Genomic DNA, 15,288 nt, shown 5'->3' with positions numbered 1-15,288 from the left:
GGAAAGAAGACATCATGTTTACAGGCATCGTACAAGGCATGGGCAAAATTACAGACATCGCCCAACCTTCGCCCGACTTTCGTACCCACACAGTCGAGCTGCCCCCCGAAATCGCCGACAATCTGCAAACCGGCGCCTCTGTCGCCAACAATGGCTGCTGCCTGACCATTACCCGAATCGACGGCAACAAAGTCAGCTTTGATTTGATGGACGAAACCTTACGCAAAACCAATCTCGGCAGCTTGAAAGTCGGCGACAGTGTCAATTTGGAACGCGCGGCGCGGTTTGGCGACGAAATTGGCGGTCATGTGATGAGCGGCCATGTGATGGCGGTTACCCGAATTTCCCGTATCGAATCCAGCGAGTTCAACCGTACCGTTTGGTTTGAGCTGCCGGAAAACCTCAAGCCCTACATCCTGACCAAAGGCTTTGTCGGTTTGGACGGTTGCAGCCTGACCATAGGCGAAGTCAGCGACAGCGAATTTTGCGTACACCTGATTCCTGAGACTTTGGAGCGTACCCTGTTTGGCAGCCGCAAAGAAGGCGACCTCATCAATATTGAAATCGATCCGCAAACCCAAGCCGTTGTCGATACCGTGATGCGTGTATTGGCACAAAAGGCCGTCTGAAAAAAAGAAAGCCGAAATGAAATTATCCAATTTTTTGAAAAAAGCGAATTCCGTTTTAAACCGTCTGGATTTAATCCTGCCTGACGAAGCCGGTAAAACCGACTGGCGCGCTTTGGCCTACCGTTGGCACAGCGTGGGCAAAAAAGGCATTTTGGAAAGCCTGCCGCGTCCGCATACGTTTCCTTTGAGTAGATTGGCGGCAGTCGGTTCGCAAACCGATAGGCTGAAACGCAATACCGAGCAATTTTTGGCAGGCCGTCCGGCAAATAATGTCTTGATGACCGGCGCGCGCGGTACGGGTAAATCCTCCTTGGTGAAAGCGTTGTTGCACGAATACGCCGAGCGCGGCCTGCGGCTGATTGAGGTGGATAAAAGCGATTTGATCAGTTTGCCGGCTTTGTTGACGCTGTTGTCTGAGCGTCCCGAGAAATTTATCGTTTTCTGCGATGATTTGTCGTTTGAAACCGGTGATGAAACCTATAAAGCCTTGAAAACTGCTTTAGACGGCGGACTGTCGCAACGTTGCACCAATGTTTTGGTTTATGCAACTTCCAACCGCCGTCATTTAATTCCCGAATACATGGATGAAAACGGCGGTACTACGGGCACTCGCGGCGAAATCCATCAGAAGGAAGCCGTCGAGGAGAAAATTTCCCTTTCCGACCGCTTCGGCTTATGGCTGAGTTTTTATCCTTTCGATCAAAACGATTATTTGACTGCCGTAGCCAACTGGTTGGGCGATTTCAATGTGCCTTTTGACGATACGGCGCGCCAAGTCGCGTTGCAATGGGCGCAAATGCGCGGTAGCCGTTCAGGCCGCTCGGCATGGCAGTTTGCCTGCGATTGGGCAGGCCGGTTGCCGGAAGAAAGAGTGCTGGATTAAGGCTGAAAAAGTAAAGGCCGTCTGAATATGGTTTCAGACGGCCTTTTTGTATTTTTATTTATCCATCAGCGCAAGCATGAAGACAACCATTGCTGGCGTTGGCGCGGATTGAGCAGATGATAGAGGCGGTATTGGATTTCCATTTCATCCACCGCGTAGTCCATGCTGGAGAGGTAGCGGTTTTCAACATAATCGCGGGCGGCGTTTGAGTCGAATGAGTCGCCGGAGAGGATTTTGATGATGGTTTGGCGGCGGTTGCGGTCGGAGCGTACGGTTTTGCGGTAGGCTTTATCGTTGATTTGTTTGAAGTCGGTACGCAGACGGCGCAGGGCGGCGTGTTGGTCGGCGGATAAATTAAGCTGTCGGATGTCGCAATTCGGGTGGAAGTCGTCCAAAGTGGCCAGAAACGGACCGGCATGTGCAGGCAGACTGGAACAGAGTAGGGCGAGTGCTAAGAAAATAAAAGTCGGATAGCGGGAAAGTGCAACAGACACGGTGTTTTCCTAATGTTTCATCAGGTTTGGAAATATAACCGATAAGCGTGTGAAAGGCAGTATCAATGCAGTTAACTTTTGTTAATGATGTTAGATTTTTCTGCACGTGTATGTATTCAAATAATTTATTTTCAAAGCCTTACAATTTGATTTTAAGTTTCATTAATGTATGTGAAATGTAAATTCATAAAAATGACGGCAGAGACGTTGTCGGCAGCATACAACATAGGGGCAAAAATGCGATAATGACAAAGGAACACACTTTAGGAGAACAAACATGACCGACTACCGTATCGCCCCCAGTATTTTGTCTGCCGATTTTGCCCGCTTGGGCGAAGAGGTTGCCGAAGTTATCCGCGCTGGTGCGGATTTGATTCATTTTGACGTGATGGACAATCATTATGTACCGAATCTGACTTTCGGCCCTATGGTTTGCGCGGCTTTGAAACCGTATGCAACCGTGCCGGTCGATGTGCATTTGATGGTTGAGCCGGTGGACGATTTGATTCATGCGTTTGCCAAAGCCGGTGCCAATATCATTACTTTTCATCCGGAAGCCAGCCGCCACATCGACCGCAGCTTGGGTTTGATTAAAGAATACGGCTGCCAGGCAGGCTTGGTATTGAATCCTGCTACGCCGGTCAATATTCTGGAAAACGTTTTGGACAAACTGGATATGGTGTTGCTGATGTCGGTTAACCCGGGCTTCGGCGGACAAAGCTTTATCCCGAATACACTGGTGAAAATCCGCAAAGTGCGCGAGATGTTGGACGAGTATGAACGGCAAAGCGGCCGCCATATCGCATTGGAAGTCGATGGCGGCGTGAAGACAGACAATATTGCAGAAATTGCGGCGGCAGGTGCGGATACGTTTGTCGCCGGTTCGGCGATTTTTGGCAAACCGGATTACAAAGCCGTTATCGATGAAATGCGCCAACAGTTGGCGCAAGTCGGATAACCAAGCCGGGATATTCTTAGTTTTTGAAACTTTGGAATAACAATATTGAATATAAAAGGCCGTCTGAAATGATTTTCAGACGGCCTTTTGTTTTAGCCTAAACCCTTACAGCGGCCATTTCAATGCAGGATTGCTTTCAATGACTGCTTTGAATTGGTTTTGAATACGTTCAATCGCTTCTTGCGTATCCGCTTCAAAACGCAATACCAAAATCGGCGTGGTATTGGAAGCACGCATCAGGCCGAAGCCGTCGGGGAATTCAACGCGCAAGCCGTCGATGGTGATGATTTCGGTCGCACCTTCAAACTTGGCATTGGCAGCCAGCTCTTCAATCACTTTGTGGCCGTTGCTGCCTTCGGGCAGGTCGATGTTGAGTTCGGGCGTGGAAATGCTTTGCGGCAGCTTGTTCAACACTTCGGACGGATTGTCGAAGGCAGACAGGATTTCCAAGAGGCGTGCGCCGGCATACATACCGTCGTCGAAGCCGAACCAGCGTTCTTTAAAGAAGATGTGTCCGCTCATTTCACCGGCAACCAGTGCGCCGGTTTTTTTCATGGTGGATTTGATGAAGCTGTGGCCGGTTTTTTCCATCACAGGATCACCGCCGTGTTCTTTAATCCAAGGGGCGAGCAGACGGGTGGATTTGACGTCGAAAATCACTTTGGCTTTAGGATTGCGGCTCAATACGTCTTGTGCGAAAAGCATCAGTTGGCGGTCCGGATAGATGATGTTGCCGTCTTTGGTAACCACGCCCAAGCGGTCGGCATCGCCGTCAAATGCCAAGCCGATTTCGGTATCGCCGTTTTTGAGCTCGACAATGAGGTCTTGCAGGTTTTTCGGTTTGGAAGGGTCAGGGTGGTGGTTAGGGAAATTGCCGTCCACTTCGCAGAAAAGTTCGGTTACTTCGTTGCCCAAGCCTTTGTAGAGTTTGCCCGCGAATGCGCCGCCGACACCGTTGCCTGCGTCGATGGCGATTTTCATCGGGCGTTTGAGCTTGATGTGGCCGACGATATTGTTGTGGTATTCGCCGGAGATGTCTTTTTCGGTTACGCTGCCTTGTTTGTCGGCGGCAACAAAACCGTCTTTTTCAACAATGGCTAAAAGTTCTTGAATGGCTTCGCCTGCGAGCGTGTCGCCGCCGAGCATCATTTTGAAACCGTTGTAATCAGGCGGATTGTGGCTGCCGGTAATCATCACACCGCTGCCGCCGCATTCATTGATGGCTGCGAAGTAGAGCATAGGGGTGGCAACCATGCCGACGTTGAGGACATCGATACCGCTGTCTGTGAAACCGCGTTGAATCTGCGCCATCAGGCCGGGGCCGCTCAAACGGCCGTCGCGGCCGAGTGCGATGTGGGTAATGCCTTTTTCGGAGGCTTTGGTGGCAATGGCTTTGCCGATTAAGTAGGCTGCTTCGTCAGTCAGGGTTTTGCCGACGATGCCTCGGATGTCGTAGGCTTTGAAAATGTCGCGGGCGATATTTGCCATGAGGATTTCCTTTAAATTTAAGGGGAAATAATGAGGCTTATTCTAACACGGCTAAAAGGCCGTCTGAAAAAATCAGACGGCCTTTTGTCGTTACATCAAAGAACAGTGTTGTTTGGACGAATCAATTGTTGAAAGTGTTGCACTGGTTGATGTCGCCGCTTTCCAAACCGCGCTTGAGCCAAGTCATGCGTTCTTCGGACGAGCCGTGGGTAAAGCTGTCGGGAACGACATAGCCCTGAGCCTGTTTCTGCAAGCGGTCGTCGCCGACGGATTCGGCGGCCAGCATCGCTTTTTGAATGTCTTCGGCTTTGAAGATATTGTTATTGACGGCGTAGTGTCCCCAAATGCCGGCGAAACAGTCGGCCTGCAATTCGAGTTTGACGGAAAGGGCATTGGCCTCTTTCTTGCCGACTTGCTGTTGCATTTTGTGGACTTTAGGCAGAATGCCGAGCAGGTTTTGAACGTGATGGCCGACTTCATGGGCAATAACGTAGGCAAACGCGGCATCGCTGGCGGATTCGAGCTTGGTGCGCATGTCTTCGTAGAAACTCAAATCCAAATAAACTTTTTGGTCGCCTGGGCAGTAAAATGGACCCATGGTAGATTGGCCTGTACCGCAGGCGGTGGATGTACCGCCTTCATACAACACCATGGTTGTCGGTGTGTAGCGTTGGCCGTGTTGTTGGAAATATTTGCTCCATGCTTTTTCCGTCTCGGCAAGGACGACACGGGACATTTCGTTCAATTCGGCTTCTTGTTGGCTGTCGAGTCGGGTAGCTTGCTGGGTAGGAATGCCCATTGAAGATGAGCCGCCAACCAAACCGCTCAAATCCACGCCGTAATATGCGCCGACCAAAACCACGATAATGCCGAGTATGCCCGGCGTTTTGCCGCCACCGCCGCCGCCACGGCTTCCGCGGCGGTCTTCGACGTTTTGGCTTTGTTCACGACCTTTCCAATCCATAATGTGTATCCTGTGTAGTTTTCATGCGGCGGATTATACTATGGAATGTCAAATGTGTTTGATCGAATTGCGAATATTGCTTGAGGCCGTCTGAAAATGCGACATCGGGAAAGTGAAAACGGCAGTATCTTTCAGACGGCCTTGGGGTTTGTTAGAATGAGCCAACCTACTATTGGGAGATATAAGATGAAAGTCAGCAGTAAAGCTATTGTCAACGGCGAATTTGAAGACAAATACGGCAAGCGCGGCAGCCAGTTCAGTCCGAACGGTATGCCTACTTATTCGATTCCTTTTGAGATCGAAGATGCTCCTGAAGGAACAAAGTCGTTTGCCGTGGTGTTGGAAGACAAAGATGCCATTTCAGCATCGGGTTTCGTATGGACGCATTGGTTGATTTCGGATTTGAAACGTACTTCCGTGGCAGAAAATGAAAGCATTTCTGCAACGGATTTCACGCAAGGCGCGAACACTTGGGCGAGCGTGTTGGGTAAATTTGAAATCGAAGAGGCTTCTTTTTACGGTGGTATGGCACCACCGAACAACCGCCATCGTTATGAACTGATTGTGTACGCGCTGGATACCGTTTTGGATTTGCCGCACGGTTTCCGCTTTAATGAGCTGCATTTTGCCATGCAGGGTCATGTTTTGGATTCGGCATGTGTGGTCGGTACTTATGATGTGTGACGGTATGCGTCATTATTGAAAAACAGCCTGTCCGTTTTTAATTCGGACAGGCTGTTTTTATGGGAAATCAAATCAATTAAACCACTTCGGCTTTAGTGATGATGACAGGTTCGCTCGGTACGTCGTCGTGGTAGCCGTGACGTTTGGTAGAAACGCCTTCGATGGCATCGACAACGTCAAAACCGTCAACGACTTTACCGAATACGGCATAGCCCCAGTCTTGAACGACGGTTTTGCCGTACAACTCTTTAGAACGGAAGTTCAGGAAAGCGTTGTCGGCAGTGTTGATGAAGAATTGCGCGCTGGCAGAGTGCGGATCGGAAGTACGCGCCATGGCGATGGTGTATTTCTCGTTAGGCAAACCGTTGGACGCTTCGTTTTGAATCGGATCGCGGGTTTCTTTTTCGTTCATGTTTTCATCCATGCCGCCGCCTTGAATCATGAAGCCTTTGATGACACGGTGGAAGATTACGCCGTCGTAGAAGCCGTCTTTAACGTATTGCTCGAAGTTTTTAGCAGTAACGGGGGCTTTGTCGAAATCGAGTTCGATTTTGATGTCGCCTTTATTGGTGTGCAGGATAATCATGGGTTTCCTTTCGTTAGAATCCGGTTTTAATCATTCGTTAAATTGTGTCTGAACGAGAAACTTCAAGGCCGTCTGAAAAATATTCTTTCAGACGGCCTTGTTACTTAGTCGATGGTTTACATCAGTACAGCATAAGCCCACAGAGCAACCAATACTACGCAGAGGATGTTCAGCAATAAGCCGACATTCATCATTTCGCGTTGCTTGATTAAGCCTGTACCGAACACAATCGCGTTAGGCGGTGTAGCAACCGGCAGCATGAAGGCACAAGATGCGCCGACACCGATGACGAATACCAAGACTTGTTCCGGCAGACCCATTTGCGCGGCAATGCTGGCGAAAATAGGCACAAGCAGGGCGGCGGAAGCCGTGTTACTGGTGAACTCGGTCAGGAAGATGATGAAGGTGGCAACCACGAAAATCACCAGCAATGCAGGAGAATGGGAGAATGTGGAAGCAACTTGCTGACCCAATGCTTCAGATGCGCCAGAAGATTGCAGCAACGCGCTCAAGCTGATACCGCCACCGAAGAGCATCAATACACCCCAGTCGGTATTACGGGCAACTTCTTTCCATTGCGCCACGCCGAATACGACGACGGCAACGGCGGCAATCAGGGCGATAACGGTATCGGGGTTGGAAATACCGAATGCGGCTTTGATTTTGGAGCTGAATACCCAAGCGATGGCGGCTGCCAAGAAAATCAACAACGCGATAACGCGGTGCAAAGTCCAAGGGATAGATTCGGCTTTAACTTCCACGCGCTCGTTCAAATTAGGTTTGAGGATGACGTACATGGAAAACAGCATCAACGGCAGAATCAACAGCATCATCGGCAGGCCGAGCTTCATCCAGCCGACGAAGTCCAAGTTCAGCGCTTTGGCGGCGATCATGTTCGGCGGAGAACCGACCACGGTACCCAAGCCACCGATACTGGCACAGTAGGCGATGCCGAGCAGGACGAAAACGTAGGTTTTGCGTTCTTTTTCTTGGTCGAGGTGGCTCATCATACCCATGGCCAAAGGCAGCATCATTGCGGCAGTCGCAGTGTTACTGATCCACATGGACAGGAAGGCGGTAACGGCAAACAGCATCAACACGGCCACTTTCATATTGCCGCGCGACAGGCGCAACAGGCTGACGGCGATTTTACGGTCGAGACGCTGCATGTGCAGTGCGGTAGCAAGTGCGAAGCCGCCGAAGAAGATGTAAATCGTCGGATCGGCAAAGCCCGCCATCGCTTTTTTGATGTCCATGTCGGGGAAGCCGAGTACGACAGCGAGAATCGGCACCATCAATGCGGTTACCGTAATGTGGACGGCTTCGGTAAACCAAAGCGCGGCAACGAAAATCAACAGCGCGATACCTTTGTTGGCATCAGGGCTATAAGGAAGGATGTAATAAATGCCGAAGCAGACAACAGCAGAGATAATGGTCGTCAGCAGTCCTTTAAAGTCGGTAATCGGCTTCTGTGCACTGAGAAGCTCGACGTTCTCAGGATGCTGAGTCTTATCCTTGGCGTTTAAGTCCATGATGTATTCCTCTGAAACATGATTGGTTTTTCTTTTCAGCCGTACGTTCAGACGGCCTAATAGGCGACAGTATATTTGTAATTTGATGTAGTGTAAACAAATTGTAAATTGTTTTTTAGAAATGAAATGAAAACCGGATAAGCAGCAAGAAAACTGCTTATCCGGCGGAATGAAGATCCATCGTGGGTTAATAAGAATCAGGACAAATCGGTAAAACTGCCAAAATTACGGCCGAGTCAGTAATACCATCCTGATTTATATGGATTTAAACATTTTGCGTCAGATTGTCTTGTTCCTTAAACAACAAACCGCAAACGGCCAGACCTGCCGCCGCCAGCAAGGCTCCGGCAATGCCGATATTGGAAAGGCCGAACCAGACGGTTACATAATGCCCCAAAAGCGCACCGCCGCCGATACCGACATTGTACAAACCTGAATAAATCGAGTTGGCCACATCTGTCGCATCGGAAGCAAACGTCAATACTTTGGAGACCATGCCCAAGCTGACGATGACGATGGCCACGCCCCAAATAAACACCAGCGCGTACACCGCATAAGGGAAAGAGGCAAACGGCAGAAGCAGCAGGGCGGAGAGCAGGATGACTGCCACTGCGCCGAGCATAAACAAACGTTGCGATTTGGCAAACCATTTGCCAAACAAATAAGAAGCGGCGAAGCCTGCCAAACCGTACAGGCTCAAAACGATGGTAACTTGTTCTGCCTTAAATCCGCCAATTTGCAACACAAAAGGCTCGATATAGCTGTATGCCGTGAAATGGGCTGTAATAATCAACACCGTCATGGCATAAAGCAACATCAGGTTGCGGCGTTTGAACAAACTCGGCAGACTGCTTAAAGAGCCGGTATTTTGGCTTGGTAAAGCAGGCAGGTTTTTGGCCAACACCAGCATTACGCCGGCAGCACAGACCCCGATCAGCAGGAAGCTGAGCTGCCAGCCGAAGTATTGCCCGACCACGCGCCCCAGCGGAATGCCCAAAACCATAGCCAAAACCGTACCCGTACTGAGCAGGCCCAAAGCCTGATTGGTCTTACCGTCCGGAGCAAGGCGGACTGCCAACGAGGCCGTAATCGACCAAAATACCGCGTGTGTCAGCGCAATCCCGATACGGCTGACCAAGAGGATGTTGAAGTTCCAAGAAAAGAACGACAGCGCGTGAAACAGCGCAAACAGTGCAAACAGCATCAGCAATAATTTGCGCCGTTCGATGTTTTTCGTCATCAGCATCAGCGGCAGCGATAGGAGCGCAACAATCCACGCATACACCGTAATCATCATGCCCACTTCCGTTGCCGCTTTGCCAAAGCTTTGACCGATGTCGCTCAAAAGCGCAATCGGAATATATTCGGTGGTATTGAAAATAAACGCCCCCACCGCCAGCGCGCATACGCTAACCCATTGTTTGAATGTTGAAGTCATTATTATGTCCGTTTGATGAAGCAAAGGGCGTTATTGTACGCCTATCTGCATCTTTCAGACGGCCTTAATGAAGAATTTGCAAGCTGTTTGCGTAAGGAGTAAAGTATTTCGCAACCATATTTGTTTGAATGAAAGGAAATACAAATGCAAACTGTTACCCTCAATATCGACGGCATGACCTGCGGCGGCTGTGTGAAAAGCGTAACCCGTCTTTTGGAAGGCGTAGAAGGCGTGGAAAAAGCAGAAGTCAGCTTGGAAAACAAAAATGCAGTGATTACTTTTGATGAAAGCAAGACAGATGCTGATGCGCTGATTGATGCCGTAGAAGATGGCGGCTACGATGTGGCTTTGTAACCGATAAGCGTATTTTGAAAAGGCCGTCTGAAACGCTTCAGACGGCCTCTGTCTCTTGATAACTTACTTTTTGCCATTATTTGGATTACACCGCCATACGGGTAAACAAAAGTTTTCGCGCATATCTGAAGCAAAGCGGCGGCAAGTGGCTGCCGTATTACGACGAGGCCTGTACCAAACCGTTAGCGGCCGACTAAGGCTACCTGAAACTTTTCAGGTAGCCTGTTTCTATTCTGCCCAAGCCGCCTAACGCTCCTCCAGCCCGGCCAAAATCGCACAATCCGGGCAGTCGTCTCCCGCGCAGGCTTCGTGCCAACGTTGCAGCTCGGCCACCATGCCCTGCAAGCGTTCGATTTTGGCTTCCAGCTCGGCGATGTGCCGCGCGGTGAGCGTTTTCACTTCGCGGCTGGTACGCTGCGGGTTGTGTTGCAGGCTCAAAAGCTGCCCGATCTGCGGCAGCGAAAAGCCCACTTCCCGCGCATGGCGGATAAAGCATAGCCGGACAAGGTCGGCCTGTCCGTAGCGGCGGTAGCCCGCTTCGCTGCGCGCGGCCGGGGCGATTAGGCCGTGCTTTTCGTAGTCGCGGATTTGTTTGGCGGAAAGGCCGCTCTCGGCCGCGGCCTGGCTGATGTTCATCATGATGCTTGACCTTTACTTCGGGTAAAGCTTTATAGTGGCGGCACTTAGCGGGAAAGCAAGAGCAGACCCATCATTTCAGGTTACCTGAAAGCTTTGGCTGCAACGGGCTTTAAAACCTCAGCCTCATTCCAACAGAAAGGAAACCCTATGCAAACCATCACATTAAACATCGAAGGCATGACCTGCGGCGGCTGCGTGAAAAGCGTTACCAGCATCCTCGAAGGCGTAAACGGCGTGGATAAGGCCGAAGTGAGCCTGGAAAACAAGAATGCCGTCGTGGAATTCGACCCCGCCCAAACCAACCCCGCCACGCTGATAGAAGCGGTGGAAGACGGCGGCTTTGATGCGGCTTTGTAAATCGAATCGCAACAAATCGACTGCAACACCCCAAAGGCTACCTGAAAACCCTGCTCCGCTTTTTTCAGGTAGCCCAACCACATTCAGAAGGAAGAAACCATGCAACAAAAAGTCCGTTTTCAAATCGAAGGCATGACCTGTCAGGCCTGCGCTTCGCGTATTGAAAAAGTGTTGAACAAAAAAGATTTTGTCGAATCGGCAGGGGTGAACTTTGCCAGCGAGGAAGCGCAGGTTACGTTTGACGACAGCAAAACCTCCGCAGCCGACATCGCCAAAATTATCGAGAAAACCGGCTACGGCGCGAAGGAAAAAACGGAAGACGCGCTGCCGCAGCCCGAAGAAGCAGCGCATGTAAGCTGGAGGCTGTGGCTTTTGTTGGCCATCAATATTCCGTTCCTTATCGGCATGGCAGGGATGATGATCGGGCGGCACGATTGGATGATTCCGCCTGTATGGCAATTTGTGCTGGCAAGCGTGGTGCAGCTTTGGCTGGCGGTGCCGTTTTACAAAAGCGCGTGGGCAAGCATTAAGGGCGGGTTGGCGAATATGGACGTGCTGGTTACCATCGGCACGGTATCGATTTACCTGTATTCCGTCTATATGCTGTTTTTCAGCCCGCACGCGGCGCACGGCATGGCACACGTGTATTTTGAAGTAGGCGTGATGGTGATCGGTTTTGTGTCGCTGGGCAAATTTTTGGAACACCGCACCAAAAAATCCAGCTTGAACAGCTTGGGCTTGCTGCTGAAACTTACGCCGACTCAAGTCAATGTGCAGCGCGAAGGCGAATGGCGGCAGCTACCCATCGACCAAGTGCAAATCGGCGACCTTATCCGCGCCAACCATGGCGAACGCATTGCCGCCGACGGTATCATCGAAAGCGGCAGCGGCTGGGCGGACGAGAGCCATCTTACCGGTGAATCCAACCCCGAAGAGAAAAAGGCAGGCGGCAAAGTGTTGGCAGGCGCGCTGATGACCGAGGGCAGCGTGGTGTACCGCGCCACGCAGCTCGGCAGCCAAACCCTGCTCGGCGATATGATGAACGCGCTTTCTGAAGCACAAGGCAGTAAAGCACCGATTGCGCGCGTAGCCGATAAAGCGGCGGCGGTGTTTGTGCCAACTGTTGTGGGCATCGCGCTTTTGACTTTTATCGTTACTTGGCTGATTAAAAGCGATTGGACTGTTGCGTTGATACACGCCGTTGCTGTTTTGGTAATTGCTTGTCCGTGCGCGCTCGGTCTGGCGACGCCTGCCGCGATTATGGTCGGCATGGGCAAGGCGGTGAAACACGGCATTTGGTTTAAAGACGCGGCGGCAATGGAAGAAGCCGCCCACGTCGATGCCGTCGTATTAGACAAAACTGGTACGTTGACCGAAGGCAAGCCGCAGGTTGCTGCCGTTTATTGCGTTCCCGACAGCGGCTTTGACGAAGACGCTTTGTACCGCATCGCCGCCGCCGTTGAACAAAACGCCGCTCATCCGCTTGCCCGTGCCATCGTTTCCGCCGCCCAAGCGCGCGGTTTGGAGATTCCCGCCGCACAAAACGCGCAAACCGTCGTCGGCGCAGGCATTACCGCCGAAGTCGAAGGCGTGGGTTTGGTGAAAGCGGGCAAAGCCGAATTTGCCGAATTGACCTTGCCGAAGTTTTCAGACGGCGTTTGGGACATCGCAAGCATTGTCGCAGTCTCAGTCGATAACAAACCCATCGGCGCATTCGCGCTTGCCGACGCATTGAAAACCGACACCGCCGAAGCCATAGGCCGTCTGAAAAAACACGGCATCGATGTTTACATCATGAGCGGCGACAACCAAGGTACGGTCGAATACGTCGCCAAACAACTGGGTATCGCACACGCCTTCGGTAATATGAGTCCGCGCGATAAAGCTGCCGAAGTGCAGAAACTCAAAGCCGCCGGCAAAACCGTGGCAATGGTCGGCGACGGCATCAACGACGCGCCAGCGCTCGCCGCCGCCAACGTCAGCTTCGCCATGAAAGGCGGTGCGGACGTTGCCGAACACACTGCGTCCGCCACGCTGATGCAGCATTCGGTCAACCAGCTCGCCGATGCCCTGCTGGTATCGCAGGTAACCTTGAAAAACATCAAGCAAAACCTGTTTTTCGCCTTCTTCTATAATATATTGGGTGTTCCGCTCGCCGCGCTCGGCTTCCTAAACCCTGTTATCGCAGGCGCGGCAATGGCGGCAAGCTCGGTTTCCGTGTTGAGCAATGCCTTGCGCCTGAAACGGGTAAATATTGAGTGATAATATAAAGGCCGTCTGAAGACTGTTTTTTCAGACGGCCTGTCATCAAGTATTTTTGAAGGAATAATCAGATGAAAACACTTCGTTTATTGTTTGGCTTAGCATTGGTTGCTACTGCGTTTAGCGTGCAGGCTGAGGATTACAGCGAGAAGCAGCACGATAAGCTGATACGAGAATGCAATCGGAACAATCTGGAAAGTTGCGTCACTGCGGCCATTTGGACGCGCGATTATCTTGAAGCGCCTGCTCATGCGTATCCGTTTTTGAAAAAAGCCTGTGATGGCGGCAATATGCGCGGCTGCAATGTTTTGGGTAATCTGTATCTCAATCCGTCCAGCGGTTTGGGCATGGATTATGCCGCAGCGGTCAAGCTCTACGAGCGAGCCTGTAAAGGCGGTTATGAAAATGCCTGTACCAATCTTGAAGAAACTAAAGCAGAGATGGCGCAAGGCAATACACCAGACCGCGACAGTCGTTTAAATCAATTAAGCCAATCTTGTGCTTTAGAAAACGAAGCCACTTGTCAGGCATTGATGCTGGAAATGCAACGTTGAGCGTCACGCGGAGGCCGTCTGGAACATTGTTTTTTCAGACGGCCTTTAATCCATATTTTCTGATTTTGAGGCTCAAGCGGGAGTATGTCGTATGGACATGATGTTGTTTACCAATATTGTATTGATTGTTTTATGTATTTTTACCATGTTGCTGGTGTGGTCGCGCAACTGGAAACGCAAGCAGGCGTATTTTGAAAAAATCAAAAGCAATCCGGAAAACCTCAAATGGGTTGGGCAAAATCTGACCGGTCAGGAATGGAAGGATTTGAAAGTCGTAAGCGACCGTTTTGGGCTACCCATGTTGCAGGCCAAGCAATTAATTGATTTTTATAAAAACAGTCAGCGTTAATTGATGATTTAACGATAGAACTTGACTGAAGTTAAGGCCGTCTGAAATAGCACTCTTATAATAATATAAATGATATTTCAGACGGCCTTGCTATTGGTTCAAATAAAGGGAGGAGAACAAAAATGACCGTTTACTTAATCGGCGATTCCGTTCGGCTTGCATCGGAGCCTTACACACGCGTCGCTTTGCCTGAGGCGGATATTGTTTCTCCATCGGAAAACTGCCGTTCGTCGCATGATGTGTTAGAGCATATCGGGCAATGGACAGAGGGCGCGACTGTGGGAGACATTATCCACATCAACTGCGGTTTGCACGACATCCGCCACAATCAAGGCTGTAATGAGCCGGTGGTCGATATAGAAACCTACCGCAACAACCTGACCCAAATTTTCGATTATCTGAAACAGACAGGGGCAAAAATTATTTGGGCGTGCAGTACGCCGTTTTTGGAAAGCGTACACAATATCCTCAAACCCTCGCGCCGCTATCTGGCTGATTTGAAGGCCTATAACCGTGTGGCGGAGGATTTGGCAAGGCAATATGGTTTTGCTGTCAATGATTTATACAGTCTGATGTATGAGCAGGACTTGACTGATGTGATGCTGTGCGACGGGCTTCATTTCAATGAGTTCGGCAGTAAGATGATAGGCGAGGCAGTAGCCGAAGCGATATTGAAACAGATGGATTGACCTGATTTAACTCATTTTGTCATGTTTTGGCTTTCAGACGGTCTTTAAAGTTAAAGTGAAGCCCTGATATAAAATAATACAGCACTAATCTTATCAACATTAATCTAGGAGTATGACCATGAGCGGCGAATTAGATAAAATCAGCGGTAAAGTAAAAGAAGTGGCTGGAGATGTATCCGGCAATGCTAAACTTGAAGCTGAGGGCTTGGTTCAACAAGGCGTTGGCAAAGTAAAAGAAGTGGTCGGCGACATTGAAGAAAAAGTCGGCGGTGTTTTGCAAAAAGGCAAAGAAGAAGCTGAGCATTTGGTTGATGAAGCCAAAGAAAAAGCTGAAGGCTTGATTAATGATATTAAAAGCAAATTTTAATATTTAAAGAATAAAAGGCCGTCTGAAAGATTTTTCAGACGGCCTTTGTTTATGGTTTTAA

General features: G+C 50.3%; 18 protein-coding genes. 11 read left to right on the top strand and 7 right to left on the bottom strand.

What is annotated here, in order from left to right:
- Positions 1–14 precede the first annotated feature (14 nt).
- Together KCG54_RS06740 and KCG54_RS06735 are read left to right on the top strand one after the other, a co-directional pair.
- Positions 15–629 carry a riboflavin synthase gene (locus KCG54_RS06740; RefSeq protein WP_003683409.1) on the top strand — a complete coding sequence of 205 codons (615 nt, stop codon included), beginning with the start codon at positions 15–17 and terminating at the stop codon, positions 627–629.
- 16 nt (positions 630–645) lie between these two features.
- Positions 646–1,512 (top strand): ATP-binding protein, encoded by an 867-nt coding sequence (locus tag KCG54_RS06735; protein WP_254323756.1) that lies wholly within the window; start codon positions 646–648, stop codon positions 1,510–1,512.
- 65 nt (positions 1,513–1,577) lie between these two features.
- Here KCG54_RS06735 and KCG54_RS06730 read toward each other — a convergent pair whose 3' ends face one another.
- Positions 1,578–2,006, bottom strand: a complete 429-nt coding sequence (locus tag KCG54_RS06730; protein WP_049336552.1) for a Spy/CpxP family protein refolding chaperone — start codon at positions 2,004–2,006, stop codon at positions 1,578–1,580.
- A 277-nt stretch (positions 2,007–2,283) separates the two neighbouring features.
- On the opposite strand from KCG54_RS06730, the gene rpe reads away from it, so the two are divergent.
- On the top strand, positions 2,284–2,964 hold the full coding sequence (rpe, locus tag KCG54_RS06725; RefSeq protein WP_036490579.1) for a ribulose-phosphate 3-epimerase: 681 nt from the start codon (positions 2,284–2,286) through the stop codon (positions 2,962–2,964).
- Positions 2,965–3,069: 105 nt separating this feature from the next.
- Here rpe and KCG54_RS06720 read toward each other — a convergent pair whose 3' ends face one another.
- Entirely contained in the window at positions 3,070–4,452 is a 1,383-nt protein-coding gene (locus tag KCG54_RS06720; protein ID WP_254323755.1) for a phosphomannomutase/phosphoglucomutase, read from the bottom strand.
- Positions 4,453–4,573: 121 nt separating this feature from the next.
- Positions 4,574–5,416, bottom strand: coding sequence for a KPN_02809 family neutral zinc metallopeptidase (gene ypfJ, locus KCG54_RS06715; protein WP_254323754.1), 843 nt, complete (start codon positions 5,414–5,416; stop codon positions 4,574–4,576).
- 186 nt (positions 5,417–5,602) lie between these two features.
- On the opposite strand from ypfJ, the gene KCG54_RS06710 reads away from it, so the two are divergent.
- The gene (locus KCG54_RS06710; protein WP_254323753.1) at positions 5,603–6,100 is read left to right on the top strand and encodes a YbhB/YbcL family Raf kinase inhibitor-like protein; all 498 of its coding nucleotides are present in this window, start codon (positions 5,603–5,605) and stop codon (positions 6,098–6,100) included.
- 76 nt (positions 6,101–6,176) lie between these two features.
- On the opposite strand, the gene KCG54_RS06705 is transcribed toward KCG54_RS06710, so the two are convergent.
- The 3 genes from KCG54_RS06705 to KCG54_RS06695 form a co-directional block, all read right to left on the bottom strand.
- Entirely contained in the window at positions 6,177–6,686 is a 510-nt protein-coding gene (locus tag KCG54_RS06705; RefSeq protein ID WP_004519830.1) for a peptidylprolyl isomerase, read from the bottom strand.
- Between the two features lie 116 nt (positions 6,687–6,802).
- Entirely contained in the window at positions 6,803–8,218 is a 1,416-nt protein-coding gene (locus tag KCG54_RS06700) for an SLC13 family permease (protein ID WP_254323752.1), read from the bottom strand.
- Between the two features lie 265 nt (positions 8,219–8,483).
- Positions 8,484–9,656 carry a sugar transporter gene (locus tag KCG54_RS06695; RefSeq protein ID WP_254323751.1) on the bottom strand — a complete coding sequence of 391 codons (1,173 nt, stop codon included), beginning with the start codon at positions 9,654–9,656 and terminating at the stop codon, positions 8,484–8,486.
- Between the two features lie 144 nt (positions 9,657–9,800).
- Here KCG54_RS06695 and KCG54_RS06690 point away from each other — a divergent pair, with 144 nt between their 5' ends.
- The gene (locus tag KCG54_RS06690) at positions 9,801–10,010 is read left to right on the top strand and encodes a heavy-metal-associated domain-containing protein (RefSeq protein WP_049344680.1); all 210 of its coding nucleotides are present in this window, start codon (positions 9,801–9,803) and stop codon (positions 10,008–10,010) included.
- Positions 10,011–10,256: 246 nt separating this feature from the next.
- Here KCG54_RS06690 and cueR read toward each other — a convergent pair whose 3' ends face one another.
- Entirely contained in the window at positions 10,257–10,649 is a 393-nt protein-coding gene (gene cueR / locus KCG54_RS06685) for a Cu(I)-responsive transcriptional regulator (RefSeq protein WP_254323750.1), read from the bottom strand.
- 147 nt (positions 10,650–10,796) lie between these two features.
- Here cueR and KCG54_RS06680 point away from each other — a divergent pair, with 147 nt between their 5' ends.
- The 6 genes from KCG54_RS06680 to KCG54_RS06655 all read left to right on the top strand — a co-directional run bounded on the left by KCG54_RS06680 (position 10,797) and on the right by KCG54_RS06655 (position 15,227).
- Positions 10,797–11,006 carry a heavy-metal-associated domain-containing protein gene (locus KCG54_RS06680; RefSeq protein WP_254323749.1) on the top strand — a complete coding sequence of 70 codons (210 nt, stop codon included), beginning with the start codon at positions 10,797–10,799 and terminating at the stop codon, positions 11,004–11,006.
- Positions 11,007–11,105: 99 nt separating this feature from the next.
- A complete protein-coding gene (locus KCG54_RS06675; protein ID WP_254323748.1) occupies positions 11,106–13,268 on the top strand; it encodes a heavy metal translocating P-type ATPase in 2,163 nt (720 codons plus the stop codon).
- 71 nt (positions 13,269–13,339) lie between these two features.
- Positions 13,340–13,822, top strand: coding sequence for a sel1 repeat family protein (locus tag KCG54_RS06670; protein ID WP_254323747.1), 483 nt, complete (start codon positions 13,340–13,342; stop codon positions 13,820–13,822).
- Between the two features lie 91 nt (positions 13,823–13,913).
- Positions 13,914–14,171 carry a hypothetical protein gene (locus KCG54_RS06665; RefSeq protein ID WP_070587765.1) on the top strand — a complete coding sequence of 86 codons (258 nt, stop codon included), beginning with the start codon at positions 13,914–13,916 and terminating at the stop codon, positions 14,169–14,171.
- Positions 14,172–14,293: 122 nt separating this feature from the next.
- Positions 14,294–14,860 (top strand): SGNH/GDSL hydrolase family protein, encoded by a 567-nt coding sequence (locus tag KCG54_RS06660; RefSeq protein WP_254323746.1) that lies wholly within the window; start codon positions 14,294–14,296, stop codon positions 14,858–14,860.
- 118 nt (positions 14,861–14,978) lie between these two features.
- Complete coding sequence (locus KCG54_RS06655; RefSeq protein ID WP_254323745.1) at positions 14,979–15,227, top strand: CsbD family protein; 249 nt, start codon at positions 14,979–14,981, stop codon at positions 15,225–15,227.
- The last annotated feature ends 61 nt before the right edge of the window (positions 15,228–15,288 follow it).

This window comes from Neisseria subflava, from assembly GCF_024205705.1.
GTDB classification, from domain to species: domain Bacteria; phylum Pseudomonadota; class Gammaproteobacteria; order Burkholderiales; family Neisseriaceae; genus Neisseria; species Neisseria subflava_D.
This window is presented reverse-complemented; position numbering and strand designations above follow the sequence as displayed.